The sequence below is a fragment of the Ralstonia nicotianae genome (assembly GCF_018243235.1).
Lineage (GTDB): Bacteria > Pseudomonadota > Gammaproteobacteria > Burkholderiales > Burkholderiaceae > Ralstonia > Ralstonia nicotianae.
Window position 1 is genome coordinate 644853 of the sequence record NZ_CP046675.1, and the last position, 16182, is coordinate 661034.

At 68.0% G+C, this 16182-nt stretch carries 9 protein-coding genes; 5 read left to right on the forward strand and 4 right to left on the reverse strand.

Annotation, left to right across the window (positions count from 1 at the left end; all coding sequences use genetic code 11):
* Nucleotides 1-576: 576 nt before the first annotated feature.
* Entirely contained in the window at nucleotides 577-4047 is a 3471-nt protein-coding gene (locus GO999_RS19145) for a hypothetical protein (protein ID WP_249215118.1), read from the forward strand.
* 104 nt (nucleotides 4048-4151) lie between these two features.
* Here GO999_RS19145 and GO999_RS19150 read toward each other — a convergent pair whose 3' ends face one another.
* The 4 genes from GO999_RS19150 to GO999_RS19165 all read right to left on the reverse strand — a co-directional run bounded on the left by GO999_RS19150 (nucleotide 4152) and on the right by GO999_RS19165 (nucleotide 8555).
* Entirely contained in the window at nucleotides 4152-4775 is a 624-nt protein-coding gene (locus tag GO999_RS19150; protein WP_011004315.1) for a LysE family translocator, read from the reverse strand.
* A 70-nt stretch (nucleotides 4776-4845) separates the two neighbouring features.
* Nucleotides 4846-5496: an ATP-binding protein gene (locus GO999_RS19155; protein WP_081263840.1), complete on the reverse strand. Its 651-nt coding sequence runs from the start codon at nucleotides 5494-5496 to the stop codon at nucleotides 4846-4848.
* A 91-nt stretch (nucleotides 5497-5587) separates the two neighbouring features.
* Nucleotides 5588-6688 (reverse strand): ABC transporter substrate-binding protein, encoded by a 1101-nt coding sequence (locus GO999_RS19160; protein WP_011004316.1) that lies wholly within the window; start codon nucleotides 6686-6688, stop codon nucleotides 5588-5590.
* Between the two features lie 292 nt (nucleotides 6689-6980).
* On the reverse strand, nucleotides 6981-8555 hold the full coding sequence (locus tag GO999_RS19165) for a methyl-accepting chemotaxis protein (RefSeq protein ID WP_011004317.1): 1575 nt from the start codon (nucleotides 8553-8555) through the stop codon (nucleotides 6981-6983).
* Between the two features lie 467 nt (nucleotides 8556-9022).
* Here GO999_RS19165 and GO999_RS19170 point away from each other — a divergent pair, with 467 nt between their 5' ends.
* The 4 genes from GO999_RS19170 to GO999_RS19185 all read left to right on the forward strand — a co-directional run bounded on the left by GO999_RS19170 (nucleotide 9023) and on the right by GO999_RS19185 (nucleotide 15798).
* Nucleotides 9023-9754, forward strand: a complete 732-nt coding sequence (locus GO999_RS19170) for a hypothetical protein (protein ID WP_011004318.1) — start codon at nucleotides 9023-9025, stop codon at nucleotides 9752-9754.
* Nucleotides 9755-9810: 56 nt separating this feature from the next.
* Entirely contained in the window at nucleotides 9811-10677 is an 867-nt protein-coding gene (locus GO999_RS19175; protein WP_249215119.1) for a fatty acid desaturase family protein, read from the forward strand.
* Nucleotides 10667-11419 carry a metal-dependent hydrolase gene (locus GO999_RS19180; protein ID WP_211907118.1) on the forward strand — a complete coding sequence of 251 codons (753 nt, stop codon included), beginning with the start codon at nucleotides 10667-10669 and terminating at the stop codon, nucleotides 11417-11419. The genes GO999_RS19175 and GO999_RS19180 overlap by 11 nt, the downstream gene beginning before the upstream one ends.
* 284 nt (nucleotides 11420-11703) lie before the next feature.
* On the forward strand, nucleotides 11704-15798 hold the full coding sequence (locus GO999_RS19185; protein WP_249215120.1) for a type III effector protein: 4095 nt from the start codon (nucleotides 11704-11706) through the stop codon (nucleotides 15796-15798).
* Nucleotides 15799-16182: the final 384 nt, after the last annotated feature.

Here is a 16182-nt window from a genome sequence, read left to right on the forward strand (position 1 = left end):
CGCGACAGCGCCGGGGCTTCGCGTTGGCCCATCCCTCCATTCCGGAACCCCATCCCGATCCGCCGTCTCATCGCGTCGATACATGGACCGCATCCGCAGCCGTCTCACGCCCGGAATGCCGGCCGTGCTGCGGGGCGTAAACGTTGCTGGCCCGCGTGCTCATTATGCAAATCAGTGCAAGCCGCCGGGTCATTTCGTCAAAAAACGCATGATGCGCGGCGCCTCATATTCGCTTTGTGCACTTGACTTCGTACCTGTCCTCAATGTTTCGCATGTCAAGAGCAGCGACCCACGGCGCCCTCATAAGTTGTTGACATAACAATGATGAGAGGAGGGACAGCCTTGATATCAATAACTAGACGCCGGCCTGCGCAGCCCGTTGCGCCTGCCCATCATTTTTCACCCGGATCCGCAACCAGCGCGCCCGCCCCGGAAAACACGCCACGCCAGCAGCGCAGGGCTGGCAGCGCGCTGCAGCGCCTCGCGGAAATCCAAACGGCTCAATCCGCTTCCTGGCCGGTGGTGACGGGGCCTTCGGCTTCCGGCACGGGCGACGCGACGCGCGTGCGCCGGAGCATGAGGGATTTCCTTGCCGAGGCTCCGGAATTGCACGCAGGCGACACGGCTGGCGGCGCCTCCCCGGCTGAGCCAGCCGCGCCCCAGAAATCCGGCAAATCGGGCCTGGCCAAGTTCACCGGCAAGGTCAAGAAACTGGTCGGCAAGGCGAAGACGGCGGCGGACAGGAACTTCGTCAGCAGCCAGACCTCGGTGTTCGGCCTGCATACGGAGACCACCGTCGGCAAACCGGTCACGATGTCGGCGACCCGGCCCAGGCCCGAGGTGCTGCAATCGCGCCCCGTTCCCGCCGGCACGCGGCCCGAGGACCTGCCGAGCGTACCCGCCACCGGCCCGGCCCAGCCGGCAGCGCGCCAGCGCAAGATCGACGCGACCGTCAAGGCGGCCTTCAACCCATCCTCGTCGATTGCGGAATCGATGCGCAGCCACCTTGGCCTGGGCCAGGACAAGGTCGCCCGCCAGTCGGTATCGATTGCCGAGGCAATGAGTTCGGAGGCGGGCATGCGGGTCCACCTTGCGCGACTGCTCAGCCAGCCATTGCATGCGCCGGCCGTGCGCGCGCTCCATGGCGCCCTGCTCGACAGCCTGCCCCAGGCCACGGAGTCCGCTTCGGGGCGGGGGTTCGCCCAGCACGTCCTGCTGGCCGAGGCGCTCGTCAATGCGTGCGGGGGTGATACGGTCCGTGCGACCGCGGCGCTGCGCGCGCTGAAGGCCGGCGAATTCCTGCCGACCGCGCACGGTACGGGCGACGCCGCGTCGCCGCGGCCGAGCGATGCCGGCGCGGAGGATGCCGCCACCGCGCAAGCGGAGCCCGCCGGCCAGCACGCCCGCCGTATCGGCAACGCCAGCGCCAACGCGATCCATCCCACGCGCCAGACGCCCGTGGAACATGCCATGCTCGATGCCATGCATGCCGCGCAGGGGCTGGCCGGCATCGGCGATGTGGGCATGCAGGCGCTGCTGGCCGTGATGCCGCCGCTGCAGCCGGCCAAGCGCGAGCCGCTGGAATTCGTGCTGCAGGCCGCGGAGCAGGTTTCGGTGGAAACCAAGGGGGCCCAGGTCCTGCTGCCCGACATCATCGGGCATGCCGAGAAGATGGCCGGCACGCGCGATGACACCCTCGCCTGCAAGGTGCTGCGCGCCGAGGTCAAAGCCCTGCGCGCGGCCGATACGTATGACGCGCTGAGCCGCGCCGACAAGAGCGCCGTGTTCGCCTGGCGGCAAGGCTTCCTCACCGACGACAAGCACAGTCTGCTGAGCCAGACGCAGCAACGCCTGGCCAAGTTCCGCAAGTATGTGTCGCGAGCGGAAACGCGCAACGCGCTCAATGAGGCGCGCCAGGACCCGGCCCGCTCCACCGCCGCGACGGCGCGGCTGGTGGCGAACAATGTGCAACGCGCCTTCTCGCGCAAGAAGTCGCCGCTGCTGGCGATGGGCAAGTACGGCTCGCTGGCGGCCGGCACCAGGCACGTCCCGACGGACCAGGTCGAGCTGGACAAGCACATGCGCACCGCGATCGACGCGCTCAAGGACCGGCTGCAGACACGCAGCAGCGAGGCGAGATTCAGCCTCGGCCGGTATGGCGAGGTGCCCACCGTGGCCCTGCGCGGCGCCATCCTCGAGCATTGGTCGGCCGCCAGCGAGAGCAAGCGCCCGCAGGGGTATACGCTGGACGGCAATGCGATGGTGGACATTGCCGAGCGCCTGCACCGGGCCATCGGCGAATCGGTGGTGAGGGCGGACGGCAGGCTGCCGCAGCAGCTGGAGCGGCTGATCGGTACGCGGCTCAGCCATGCCACGCTGGCAACATGGGCACGCGATGCGGCCATGCCCCAGCGCACCGAAACCGGCGAGGAAACGGCCTTCAGCAGCGCCATGCGCCGCGCCCGCAACATCCTCGAGCCGGGCAAGGACAAGCCGGTCGACATGACCGCCGACAGCATGCGCGCGTTCCTGAAGAACTTCACGGGCGAGCACAACGTCGGCAACGCCATGACGTTCACCGACGGCGGCGCGCTGGGCGTCAATACCGGCGCGCTGACGCTCAACCTGGCGAGCCTCGTCAAGCGGTTCAAGGGCGGGTTCGCGCTGACCCCGGTGTTCGATGCCCAGGGTTCCGTTGCGCGCTCCGCTGCGTTCAACATCGGGACCACCGCGCACGGCGGCGAAATCTTCATCGGCCGCCAGCGCCAGGTTGTCGGACAGCTCGGCGGAGGCCTGACGGCCGGTTACACGACACCGACCGATGCGGACGAAAACAGCTTCTCGGCCGGCGTCGGCATTTCGGGCAACGTCACCCTGTTCGGGCTGGAGCACACCAACCCGACCGGGGTGCGGCTGCGCTTCACCACCCAGCGCAAGGACGACGGCAGCGCCATGAACTCGGACGCGATGCGCAAGCAGATGAGCGATATGGTCGACTACATGTTCGAGGCCTGCGGACCGGACAAGCGCCACCTGTCGCCGTCGGCGTTGTGGGAGGACTTCGCCGTCCACCACTTCGACCAGAAGAATCTCTCCGTCGCCTGGGAGGACTACGCCTCGGTCAACAGCAAGATGGGCGCCTCGGTCACCCTCACCGCCCGAGCGGGCGTCACGACGCAGGATGGCCAGACCGTACGCGCGGGCGGCTCGGTCGGCTACGGCTTCACCTGGAACCCCTTCACCATCGGCCAGCGCCAGGAGAAATCCGGCATCGCGCCCATCCTGCGCGAGGATCGCGGCTCCGCTCACCTGCATGCGGTGACCGTGGCCGCCAGCGTCCAGCTGCCGGCCGGACCGCTGCCGGATACGCCGGACGGGGCCGCCAACAGCCTGGGCGTGCCCAGCGTACCGATCGCCTCGGCCACCTACATGCTGGGCAACGGCGGCTTCAACGCCACCATCCGCACGCTGATGGAGCGCGGCCGCCTCTCGGAAGCCTTCACCTACCGCGATCTGAGCGAGCGCAACATCAACGACTTCATCAAATTCGCCAACGACCCGGCGCGCCGCAAGGAGTGGGAAGCCCTGTGCAGCGCCGAACAGGGCGCGTACGCGGCGCACGGCGAGGCCGACGCCGGGCCCGGCAAGAAGCGGCTGGACGACTTCCTGGACAAGATCCAGGAGATGGCCCGGCCCAACCAGGCGCACTACATGCGCTGGCGGCTCGGCGAACAGGAGCGGCTCGCCATGGACGACTACATGGCGGCCGCCAGGATGGCCGACCGCGGCGGGCGCGGGAAAGATGCCAAGGCGTGCCTGCAGGCGGTCGAACAGATCGCGGCCAGTGAGGCGTCGTGGCGGCCGGCTGCGCTCTTCACCATGCACGGCAACAGCAAGCAGACCGACACCGGCCTGAACTTCGGCCTGCAGGCCACCGCGCGCACCGCGGCCGTGAGCGACCGCGAGCTGATCTTCATCGGTCTGCCGCTGCCGATCTCGGACGCCTGGACGCAGGCTGCGCGCGACCAAGCCGACCCGACCGCGTAGCGATGCAGCAAACGCGCCCGACCGACGCCCGGGACCGTGCGGATGCGCGGCCCGCAGGGCACGGGTCAGCGTGGTCGGCACGAGCAGCGGCAGCACAGCGGCCATCACACCACCAACTCGATGACCGCCGATGCGCCCCCGATCCCGGCCAGCCCGATCTGCACGGCACCGGCGGCCTTCATCAGCCCGCGATGCGCGACAGGCCGGGCGACGCGGCTGATGAAGCCATAGATCGCCATCATCGTCAGGAACTCGAGGACGATCCAGAGCAGCATCAGCAGAAACAGGCTGTGGTTGGGGTTCGTGGTCACACTCATGAATTGCGGAAAGACCGATGCGAAGAACACGATGTCCTGCGGATTCGAGACGCTCGTCAGGAACCCCTTCGAGAACCCGCCGGACCGGGGCTTCGGCACCCCTGCGATGGCAGGCCGGGGCGCCGGCTGCCGCAGCAGCTGGAAGCCCACGTAGCCGATGTACAGGCACCCCAGCACCCGGATGGCGACCAGCACGGACGCATCGACGGACATCAGCCCCTTGATCACCAGGGTGGACATCAGGATCAGCAGCAAAGAACCGACGTTGGAGCCGAAAACCGTCCGCAGCGCCCGGTATGGACCACCGCTCAGCCCAGCGCCCGTCACCTGCAGCACCACGGGGCCAGGCACAGCGATGATGACGAGAATGGTCGCGATATAGAGACTCAGAATGCTGTAACTCAACTGCATGGATCAATTCACCCGGGTTCGTTGGCCGATTGCGTGGAGCAGGTTGCTTGCAAAGCGGATGAAACCTGTTTCAATGAATGGGCTGGCTTTCGAACCCGTTATCGCCGGGCTGGCCTTTTAAAACGGCATGCCGATCACTTCGGCTTTCCGGATGGTCACGGAAAGGGATATTTGGCGATATCACCCTCAATAAGTTCCTGAAAAAATGACAAAGGCGGACATGCATGCGTTCGCTTTTTTTCAACGGCCCGCAGGCCATCGCGTCCCAGCCGGCGTCGGGCGCCAGCCGTCGGCATGCGCTGATGCACGCCCACGGCAGGCAAAGGGTTTCTGCTTTGAACATGGCACCTCCTGATGCACGAGAATGGACCATAGGACAATATTGTGCCATGCACAAACCCGATGCATTCATGCACAAGAACGCAGCTGATTTCCAAAAAATCCTCAACGCAACACTACGTTTCAGGCACCAAACATTCGCATCCGATTGACCAAGCGCTTTTAAATGGTGCACCGTCGATGGATGAATCGAGCGCGTTTTAAGTAAACGCTGGATAACGTAAAACCTGCTCGTTTTCGAATTGAGGCCGAGGTGCGTGAGGCCGATGCCCGCCCCGGTGGCTTCGATTTCCAGCCGGACCGGGCGCGTGTCATGGCCCGTGCGCAACGTGATGCGCGCATGCGGCTCGATGGACCCTGCCGTGTTGACCGGCAGGTTCATGCATGCCCGGGCAGACGCCGGCATGCGGCACCGCCATCAGGCATCCGGACGATGCCCGTGGCGGGCGGCGGTGGCCCCGATGCAGCGGCCGTCAGGGCTTCCAGATATGCCGGTAGATATTCCGGTAACCGTTGTCGGGATCGTACTGGCCTTGCGGCCCGCCATCGAAGGCGATGTTGTCCTGGCTGACCAGATGCACGGGCGCCACGTAGCCCGACAGCGGCGCACGCGCGAGCAGCCGGTTCAGCTCGTCGACCAGTTGCCAGCCCTGCTGGCTCAGCGGCTCCGCGACCGTGCCGACCTGGAAGGTGCCCGCGCGGATGCGCGTGAAGGCCGCAGCGCTGCCATCACCCGCCGACAGCATGCGCATGCTCGCGGCCGGCCGGCCGGCCTTGGTCAGCTCAGTCGCGGCGTAGTCGAAGTAGATGTCGTTGATGGCCAGCGTGTCCGTCCAGTCGTCGCCGTAGCGGGCGAGCAGTTCGCGCGTGATGGCCGGCATCAGTTCCGCGCTCCTGGAGATGGCAACGTCCCGGACCTCGAGCAGTTCGCATCCATGGCAGGCGCGGATCACCTCCACCATGGCCGCCGACTTGGCCTTGGCGATCTGGAAATGGCTGTCGGTGAAGACCACGATGCCGGCGCGCCCACCGGAGCGGGCGATGGTTGCCATGGCCGTGACGCGCGCCACCGCGACCGGGTCGGTCGAGATGTTGACGGCGACGGGGCTGCTCGGGATCGGGCCGGCGAACGGGCTGACATGCCAACCGACCATGGGGATCCCGCGTTCTACGAACGGCTGCAGTTGGGGCTGCATCTCGCGGGCATCGACTCCGACCAGGATGACGCCGCCGGGCTGGAGCGCGAGCGCCGAGGCCACGGCGCGGGCGCGGCCGGCCGGCGTGCCGCCCGCGTCGTACAGGCGCGTGCCCCAGCCGATCGCGCCGGCAGCTTCCCTGATGCCTTTCGTCACGCCGAGGATGCCGCCGTTGCGCAGGTCTTCGCTGATCACGGCGACGGTCACGCCGGTCACCGCGCGCGGGCCGGACCTCGGGCCGCTCCATTGCGGATGACGCGCGCTGGCCGTGGCGAGCCATTGCTCCCAGACGCGGGGAACGGTCTGCGCCTGCGATTGCGGCAGGCCCGCCAGCCACAGGACGCTGGCGAGAAGGCACCCGCCGATCGCTTGCTTCATGAACCCCTCGAAACCGGATGAAAGGCGCAGTGTGCCGCATCGGCCCGCCAGCCGGAAGCCTCGCTTACCCCTGCCGCCGCATCGGCGCCACATGGGTCTTCGACGGCGACAGCCCGGCCCACCGGAGGCGTGCCACGCGCCATGAGATGAACGGCGGAGCGTGATGGCCGGCCCATTCGCGGAAACCCCTGGACGGCCGGCGCACACCGGCATCAGCGGCCGCCCGAACGCCGCGCGCCGGGGCAGACGAGGCACACAGGCCCGCCTGCCCCGGCGCGCGGCGTGAACGGCCTCAGGCCAGCGCGGTGCGCGTCGTGCCGTCCGGCAGGCGGAACACCGAGACCGCGCGGCGCAGGCTCGTGGCCTGCTCTTCGAGCGACTGCGCCGCCGCGGCCGCCTGCTCGACCAGCGCCGCGTTCTGCTGCGTAACCTCGTCCATCTGCGTGACGGCCTGGTTGACCTGCTCGATGCCCCGGCTCTGCTCGGCCGAAGCCGCCGCGATTTCAGAGACGATATCGGAGACCCGGCGGATCGCCTCCTTCACCTGGCCCATGTTCTGCCCGACCTCGACCGCCTGCTTGGAGCCTTCCTGCACCACGGCGACCGACGAGCCGATCAGTTCCTTGATCTCCTTGGCCGCCGCGGCCGAACGCTGCGCCAGCGTGCGCACCTCGCTCGCCACCACGGCGAAGCCGCGGCCCTGCTCGCCCGCCCGCGCGGCTTCCACCGCGGCGTTGAGGGCGAGGATGTTGGTCTGGAAGGCGATGCCTTCGATCAGGCCGGTGATCTCGGAGATCTTGCCGGAGCTGGTGCTGATCTTGTCGATCGTGCCGACCATCTCCTGCACGGCATCGTTGCCTGCCTGGGCCATGGTGCTCGCGCTGGCGGCCAGCGTATTGGCCTGGGCCGCGTTTTCCGCGTTCTGTTTGACCGTCTCGGTCAGCTGCGTCATGCTCGACGCGGTCTCTTCCAGCGAGGCCGCCTGCTGCTCGGTGCGCGCCGACAGGTCGACGTTGCCGGCCGCGATCTCCTGCGAAGCCACCGTCACCGATTCGGCCGAGGCCTTGATGCCGCGCACGGTATCGGCCAGTTGGCGGTCCATCTTGCGCAGGGCGATGAGCAGCTCGCCGAACTCGCCCTGCGAGTCGATCACGATCTCGTTCTCGAGCGTGCCGCCGGCGATGTGGTTGGCGACATCGACCGCGCGGCTCAGCGGGCGCGAAATCGCACGCAGCAGATACCACGACATGGCCCCGCCGACCACGATCCCCGCGCAGACCAGCGCGATGGTGACCAGCAGGATGCGCTGATACGTTGCAGCGCTGTCGGTCATGAAGTCCTTGGCCTGCTCCAGGTTGATCTCGATATCCTGTGCCAGCCATTCGCTGATCGACGTGCCGGTGGCCGAGTTGCCGTTGATGATCTGCCCGGCGGCGTCTAAATTGCCGGCCCGCAGCGCATCGACCGCCTTGTTCGCGGCGTCATTGAACTTGGGCAGCGTGTCGTTGATCTTCGTGGCGACCTCGCGTTCCTTGTCGCTCGTGATGCTGTCCGGGAAGTATTGCTTCCAGACTCGGTTGGTCTGCTCCACGTCCGTGCGGATGGCCTGGATCGCCGCCGTGACCTCGGCCGCATCGTCCTTGAGCGCCTGCGTGCGGCGCATTTGCAGGCGCAGGTCGAGCTGTGTTGCCCGCACTTCGGCCAATTGGGCGATGGGAATGGTATTGCCGGTATAGGCGTCCGTGATATTGCCGTTGAGCCGCATCAAGCCGCGCACGGCAAATATGCCGCTGATGGCCAGCAGCGCAATGCACACGCCGAAGGCACACAGAATCTTGAACCGCACCGAGTGCATGATGGCTTGCATTATTCCCCCTTTGTACATTCAGAAAATGTAAGCACTGATATCAGAAACTTTCATACGGGGTCTACGGCACGACGCTGGAAACCTGAAGAGGGACGCGGCGCCCGATGCGGAACACCTCCAATAGGTGGCGATCCCGGCACAAAAATTTGCCAATTGGGTCGGATTTTTGCCGGTACGACGCTGACCGCATCAATGCACCTCGGTGCATATCTGGCGATAAAAGCGGATTAATGCGCACATCCCCTGACTGAGCCGTCCAGCTCGGCAACCGTTGACGCAGCGCATCCAATCGATTATTCACCCCGCCTTCCATTATTCATTTCATTTCTCAAATAGATTTGAGAATCAGCCAAACATAATCCGATCCCGATTTTTGTCATGGCGGTGACATGCAGATTTGGCGAAATGGCGCCCGGTTTAGCCCCTGAATCCGCAACGGCTGTTCAGCCACGCCCAAACCGCTGCCCATGGATCGCGATCTCCTTTTCCCGGCCCCTGCCAATGCACGCTCCGCCGTCAAGCCGCCCGCCCACGCCAGGCTGCTGACCCATCGGGACCTTTCCGCGCTGCTCGAACTGGAACATGAAAAATGGGATACCCGCCAGGCGGCCTCGCGGGCCGATCTCGGGACGCGCATCGATGCCCACCCCGACCTCGCGGTGGGCGCGTTCTGCCCGGCCTCGGGTCGCATGCTCGCCTCGCTGTTCATGAAGCCCGTGGCGGACGATTTCCACCGCCACGTGCGGACCTGGAGCGACTGCGTCCGGACCCCGGCGCCGCGCAGCAGCACGTCGCTGTTCGGCATCAGCCTGAGCAGCCGCAGCCAGGCCGGCGTCGACGCCATCCTGCGATTCTTCTGGCCGCACGCGCTCAAGCGGGGGTGGCGCCATATCTATCTCGGCTCGCCGGTGCCCGGCCTGCGGAACTGGCTGCGCAGCCGCCGGCAGACCCCCGTGGAAGCCTACGTGCGCGCGCGCCGGGCCGGCCAGCCCATCGATCCGCAGCTGCGCTACTACCGGTCGCGCGGCTTCACGAAGATCGTCGCCATCAAGCCCGGGTACTTTCCGCACGAGCGCTCGCTCGACTACGGGGTGCTGCTGCGCGGCACGGTGCCCCTGTCGACGCTGGGGCCGCTGTGGGCGGCCTTGCCGCTGGCCTCGGTGCAGCGTGTGACGCGCCCGCTGGCGGCACTGCTGTGAGCACGCGCGCCCGGGTTGGCAGGCCTGGCCGTGTCCTGTCCGACCGGTTTGCCGATGTGCCAAGCCTGCTGTTCCTGGCCGGCGTCGTGGCCAATACCGCGCTGATCGCCTGCGCGGACACGCCGTGGCTGCCGGCGCTGCTGACGCTGCCGCAGGCCCTGCTCCTGGGCGGCTGCCAGGAAGCGAAGCACTTGTGCGTTCACGGCACCTTCCTGCGCAATCGCCGCCTCAATGACACCGTCGGCACGGTCTGCGCGGCGCTGTTCGGCGTGAATTTCGTGGCGTACCGGTCTTTCCACTACCAGCATCACCGCGCCACCTGCACCGACGCCGACCCGGAAGGCGGCCTGTATGCGCTCAGCTGGCGCACGCGCTGGATCTGGCTGCTCGCGCCGATCGAACTGCCCTGGGTGGCGTTCCACATCAACCGGATCGGCTGGCCGATGGTACCGGCCGGGCAGCGGCTGCGGCGCGCGGCGGCGCTGGCCTGGATGGCGGCCTTCGCGGCGCTGATCGGCCTCGCGGCATGCCACGCGCCGCGGGCCGTGCTCTTCGGCTACGCGATCCCGCTGGCGCTGTTCGCATGGTTCGACTTCGTGCTGACGCAGGCCGAGCATTACCAGGTCGACATCGCGCCCGCCGCGTCCGTGCGCGCGCCCGCAGCGCTCACGCATGACATCGTGCTGCCGCTGGGGCTGGGCTGGCTGACCCTGCATCGCACGCTGCACCGCGTGCATCACTGCCACCCCGGGCTGCGCTGGTTCGAGGCGCCGCGCCGGCTGCGCGCGGACCCGAGCGCCGCGCCGATGTCGTATGCGGCATTCGTGCGCCGCTGGCTGAGCGCAGGCCCGCGGCTATGGCTGCGGGCCGACGCCAGCCCGGCTGCGCCCAACCCCACCGATCACCCTGCCCATGATGCCTGAAGCAACCCGATCCGCCGCCGGCGATCGCCCTTACTGGAACGGAACGGCTGTCCGCAGCCGCCTGTTCGATGCGCTGTCGCTGCTGCTGCCCGCGGGAGAAGCCTTCCTGATCGAGACGCTGCAGGCGTGGCGCGCGCAAGCCTCAACCCCGCACGACGATGCGCTGCACGACGAGATCGACCGCTTCATCCGCGAGGAAGGCGCGCACCAGCGCGCGCATGCCCGCTACAACGCCGCGCTGATCGCCGGCCTGCCCGGCGCGGAGGCGGTCGCCCGGCGGGCGGAGTGCGTGGCTGCCGGCCTCGCGGATCTCGGCCTGCCGATGCAGGTCGCGCTGGCGGCGGCGTTCGAGCAACTGACCGCGCTGGTCTCGCGCGAGATCGTCGAGCATGACACGCTGCTCGTCGATGACGGCTCCCAGCCGAGCCGCCTGTGGCGCTGGCATGCGCGCGAAGAGCTCGACCATTGCGACGTTGCGCTGGCGGTTGCCGCGCGGGGCGCGCCGAGCCGCTGGCTGCGCCGGCTGGCGCTCGTGCTGGCCACAGGCTATCTGGCCTCCGACCTGGTGCGCTATACCTGGGCGCTGTGCCGCTGCGACATCGCAGCCGGCGCCAGCCGCCGGGCCCTGCTCGCCGATGGCATCCGCGTCATGGTGGGCAGTCTGCCCGCGCTTGCCCGCATGGCCCGGGGCTGGCTGGGCTTTGCCGTGTCGCCGCAAGGCCGGCTGCACGGACAGGCTTGACCCGTTCCGCTGCCCTGCGCCGCCCTTGTCCGTACCGATGCCAAGGCGTCATCGCACAGCGGATGACGCAGAACCGTATCGCCCCCGGACGCGATACGGCAGGCCACGCCGATGCGCACGCGCCGAGTCCGCTGAGGCATCCGCCGTCGGACGGCGGTGTGCGTCATCCGAGCGCACCAGCGGAACGGAGTTCGCCCGCGGCCACCGGGCTTCGCGCCGTCCCCGCTCACCGGCTTCCCGGGTCCGCTAGCCTGCCTGGGCCCCCAACGTCTCGCCGTCAGACCATGCCGCGTTTTTCAAACTGCTTCATTCCGACGGCACACAAGCCGTCGTCGGCCACGCCAGTCTCCGACACCGCCGCGCCCACCAGCGGCCCCGAGCCGACTCCCGCCGCCGCGCCCGCGCAGCCCCGCCCTCCGCGATCCGCCCGCGGCACGCTGAAAGACCGGCTCAAGCAGATGGCCCATCTCAAGCACGTGCCGCACAAGCCCGCGATCAGCGTCGATCACTGGGATGAGCATGCGACGCTCAAGCTCTGCGAGCAATGGCGCACCGGGCAGGCGCGGCAACCCTCGGTTCCGGACCTGGCCCGGCTGGCCGCGCTGAATTTCGAGCGCGCACATGCGAACAGCATCCCCGCAGACCAGAAGACGCGGCGGCTGTTGCCCGAAGGGACGTCGGAGTCGGTCTACTACCAGGCGATGATCGAGACCTTCCTCAAGGCCGTCGGCATCGAAGACAACGACGTGGCCGCCACGCTCGAGAGCTTCAAGAAGGTGGGCACGGGCGGCCTGCATCGCCAGCCGGTGAGCATTGCCTCCGCGGTGGGCGGCGCCGTCAGCACGGCGCAATACGCGGTGGCGGCGAACCTGCCCGCGAAGACCGCGCTCTCTGGCGTACAACTGCTGCTGACCCTGCTGACGACGCAGCTGGCATTCGATTCCGCCGATCTGCGGTTCCGCAATGCCGGCACGGAAGAGGTGATGCCGCTCGGCAGGGCGGACACCACGCCCAGCGCGAAAACCGGCCCCAACGTGCTGCGCACCACCGGACGGCTCGCCTGGGACCTGCGCAAGATCAGAACGAACGTGAGCCAGATGGAAAAAGCCCAGGCCGCGCTCGATGGTGCACAAAACGCATACGACAAAGCGCAGGCAACGATCGCGGCCGCACGCGAGGCACTCAAGGCGGCGCAAAACGCCCTCGCTGCCGCGCAGGCTACGCCTGCAGCGCCGAAGGTGACACTGTTCCAACACATGCTGGCAGAGTCCGCCATCACGCAGGCGAAGACGGACATCGAGCAGGCAACCCGGAAGATCGGGCAGGGGCAGGAAGCGGCCGGGCAGGCGGAGCACGCGATCCAAGCCGCGGGCGAGACGCTGAAGATCGCCTTCGCCAGGTTCTGCATGCGCAACGAGCTCAAGTCGGACTACAAGACCGCGTCCGAAAGCGCCAAGGTCGAGTATCACGGCAACAAGCGCTTTCTCGGCATCAGCGTTGCCACCGGCGCGGCCAACCTGACCGCCACCATCCTCGGCATTCTCACGCCGGTGGTGGTATCGGCCACGGTGACGACGGGGGTCACCGCCGCCGCCGCCGCGCTGGCCGCGGTGCTGTATGTCGGCTATCAGCTGAGCTCGGGGCCGAGCAAGGACGGCGAAGCGAAGGCCAAGCGCGCGATCGTGGCACTCGCCAAATCCCTCGATCTGCTCGCCGGCAATGCCGCCAAGCAGCAGAAGGCGCGCGCCGCCGCCTACCGGACCTATATCGCCGAGCGGCGCATCTGGAACCGGCCCGAAGTCCGCAAGAACGCCAAGCCCAAGCTCGTCGCCACGCTCGATGAGATCGCGCGGAAAGACACGACCGAGCACGATCTCGACCCCTTGAAGAACTGGCTCGGCTATGCCAAGCATCGGGAGGAGATGGAAGCCGCGGGCAACGACCATGACGCAGCGCGGGCCATCGAGGAAACCTTCTCGCAGGCGCATGGCGCGCGGTTCAGCGCGAAGACCGTCGCCGACGCGTGGAAAACGCCCGAGCGGATGCGTTTCGACAGCATGGGCCGCCTGCTGCTGGGCAAGCTCGGCAACGCAATCGGAGCCGTCCACAAGTTCAACGCGGAAACCGAGCGCGCCGCGCCCGGCGAATCCGCGCGGGAGGCGTTCGCGCGCCGCCAGATCCACGCCGGCAGGCTGGCCGACGTCAAGGCCTGCCTGCGCGACTGGATCAGCTTCGAGCAGGCGCAATCACAGATGAAAAGCGCGCTGCAGGAAAAAGACCCCGACCAGGCACGCACCCTCCTGCGCGGCGCCGCGCAAGCGCTGGCCGCCGTCCGCGACACCGACGCACAGAATCTGTTCAGCCGCGACGGCCGCAAGCAGGTCGAGGCCACCGAACTGGCCAAGCGGATGACGATCGGCGAGCGCGAGCGCTACACCATGACGAATGCCGGCCCCGCCGCGCTGGCCGGTCTGGTCAACATCGGCGGCGCGGCGGCGAGCCTTGGCCTGAACATCGAGAAAGTCGTCGCGGAAAGCCATGGGATCTCCATGCCGGCCCAATACGGCGACCAGAACGACGCACGGACCCTCGCCCAGGGCAGCGCGCCGGTGACGGCCCCCTACGTGGCGGCCGAGCGCGCCCGCTTCCAGAAGACCCGCATGGGGAAGACCGTCAAGACGCTTGCCCGCAAACAGGACGACCACGTCGCGCTCAAGCTGGAGCTGCCCGCCGGCAAACCGATGGCGCCCAATACGGACTACGCCGCCCCCGACATCGACCAAGCTCTCGACAAGCTGATCGGGCAGCTGGAAGACCTGCGCGACATCCCCGATGAAATCCAGCTCTCCATCGGCGGGAAAGCGCTGCCGTCGGGCAAGCTGAGCGGGACGACCGGCTACCTGAACTGGCGGTACGACAACGCGCCGCTGCAGACCAAGGCCAAGTTCCAGATGCGCATGATGGAGATGGTGGCCGACAACCTGGCCATCTCGGTGGCAAGCCCGATCGCGCAGGGCATCGCGCAGGTGCCGCTGTCGATGACCCGGGCCGCGGCCCATCGCGGCAACGCCATGAGCGCCGACGTGCGTGATCGCCTGACCCGCCTGGCCGGACAGCCGGCCGATCCGCAGCCCTCGCCCGAGCACCCGCCCGCCGGCACACAACCGGTGCCGCAAGCGGAACCACCGGCCTCCCCCCGTCGATCGACGCCCGTTGCCCAAGCCCAGCCGAAGCAACGCCAGCCCGCTCTGGGCCGGGTGCCCGGCGACTTCGACCCGTCCGCGGCCCGACACGCGCTGAGTGATGTGCCGATGCTGGGCGGAGAAGCACCCGCGGACGCGCCCGCCGCGCCCGCCGCACTCGCGGACGCCGTCTTCCAGCCCAGGCCTGCCGGCGATCCCCATGCCGAAGCCGTGGTGCAGCAGCGCCGCATGCTGGTCGGCAGCCAAGGTGCCGACGCAACGCACCAGTGGCTCGAGGCGCGCGGCATCGCAGCCGCGCCCAACAGCGGCGCCACCAGCATGGACTGCCTGATCATCTCGCTGCTGCAGCATGCAACCAGCCGCTACGATGCGGCCTCCGAACCGGCCCTGGCCCGCGAGGCGGCCCGGTATCGCACCGCACTGGCCCTGCAGCATCCGGAGATCCTGTCGGGTGACCGGATGCTCTACGCCGACGAGCCGGCCACCGGCGCGCTGATCAAGATGATCAACGAAACCCAGCAGGTCAGCCTGCAATTGCAGATGGTCTTGCCGACCGACGACGGCCCCGTCCAGTTGCCAAGCCCGAAGACCGGGCACGACCCGGTCGGCGTCGTGCTGTTCGGCAACCATTTCCAGGCGCTGCACCAGACGCACCGCGATCAGGATCGGACAGCGGATGCGCTCGGCGCGAATGCCGGCGCGCGCGACGCGCAGGACAGCGGACGGCGGATCGCGGGCGATGCGGTCGGCCAGCCCGTACCGTCCACGGCCGGCGCCTCACCGCAGCGGAACGCCGCCGGCACGCCACCGCGCGGGCCGCAAGGCGGAACACCCGACATCGGCCCCGGGGATGACGCGGTGTCGGACGACGATTTCTATTCCGCAACGGCGTCGCTGTCGAGCGTGGCATCCGGTTCCGAATCCGAACGCGACATCGAGGACGCCATGCGCCGCGCGGGCCGCCACGACAGCGCCGATACCGGCAAGCAAGCGCGCCCGGAACGCCCGAAGCCGCAGGCCGATGCAGCGCCGGCGCCGGCCACGGCCTCGCCCCCCGCGAAGCGGCCAAACCGCATGATCAGGTGGCTGTCCAAGACCTTGAAAGGCAAACCGAAACCCGACGTGCAGCAGACCGCCGCCCCCGCGGATCAACAACCGCCGTCGATGCGCCGATGACGGGCTGGCCGTCAGCTCGGCGCTTGCAGCACGGCAGTTCGGTCGAGCTGGCCCCAGCAACGGTGCATGGCATGCGAGCCGCGGTCTAGGCCGTGGACGAAGCCCAATGCCTTCACGCCGCCGAAAGTCGCGGCGCAAAGGTCCTCGGCATACGCGAAAGGCGGCAGCCCGACGCGCCGGCCATGACGATAATGGGTAACGTGTTCAGCGCGACTCGGAGACTCGGATCGACACACGGACGCTTCTATCGGGCGTTGGCTCGTTGATCCCGGCGAGGGCGGAGGGCGGGCGGTTCGAGCAAGGTTCGTGCCGCTTGCCCGGCCGTGCGAAATCCGTGCAGGAACGGATCATGCCGCCCGGTATCCGACGGCCGCATGCATGACA

Excerpts from the sequence above, each read along its gene's own strand:
- GO999_RS19145 (WP_249215118.1), top strand. The coding sequence starts at position 577 with ATGAGGGATTTCCTTGCCGAGGCTCCGGAATTGCACGCAGGCGACACG.
- GO999_RS19150 (WP_011004315.1), bottom strand. The coding sequence starts at position 4,775 with ATGCAGTTGAGTTACAGCATTCTGAGTCTCTATATCGCGACCATTCTC.
- GO999_RS19155 (WP_081263840.1), bottom strand. The coding sequence starts at position 5,496 with ATGAACCTGCCGGTCAACACGGCAGGGTCCATCGAGCCGCATGCGCGC.
- GO999_RS19160 (WP_011004316.1), bottom strand. The coding sequence starts at position 6,688 with ATGAAGCAAGCGATCGGCGGGTGCCTTCTCGCCAGCGTCCTGTGGCTG.
- GO999_RS19165 (WP_011004317.1), bottom strand. The coding sequence starts at position 8,555 with ATGCAAGCCATCATGCACTCGGTGCGGTTCAAGATTCTGTGTGCCTTC.
- GO999_RS19170 (WP_011004318.1), top strand. The coding sequence starts at position 9,023 with ATGGATCGCGATCTCCTTTTCCCGGCCCCTGCCAATGCACGCTCCGCC.
- GO999_RS19180 (WP_211907118.1), top strand. The coding sequence starts at position 10,667 with ATGATGCCTGAAGCAACCCGATCCGCCGCCGGCGATCGCCCTTACTGG.
- GO999_RS19185 (WP_249215120.1), top strand. The coding sequence starts at position 11,704 with ATGCCGCGTTTTTCAAACTGCTTCATTCCGACGGCACACAAGCCGTCG.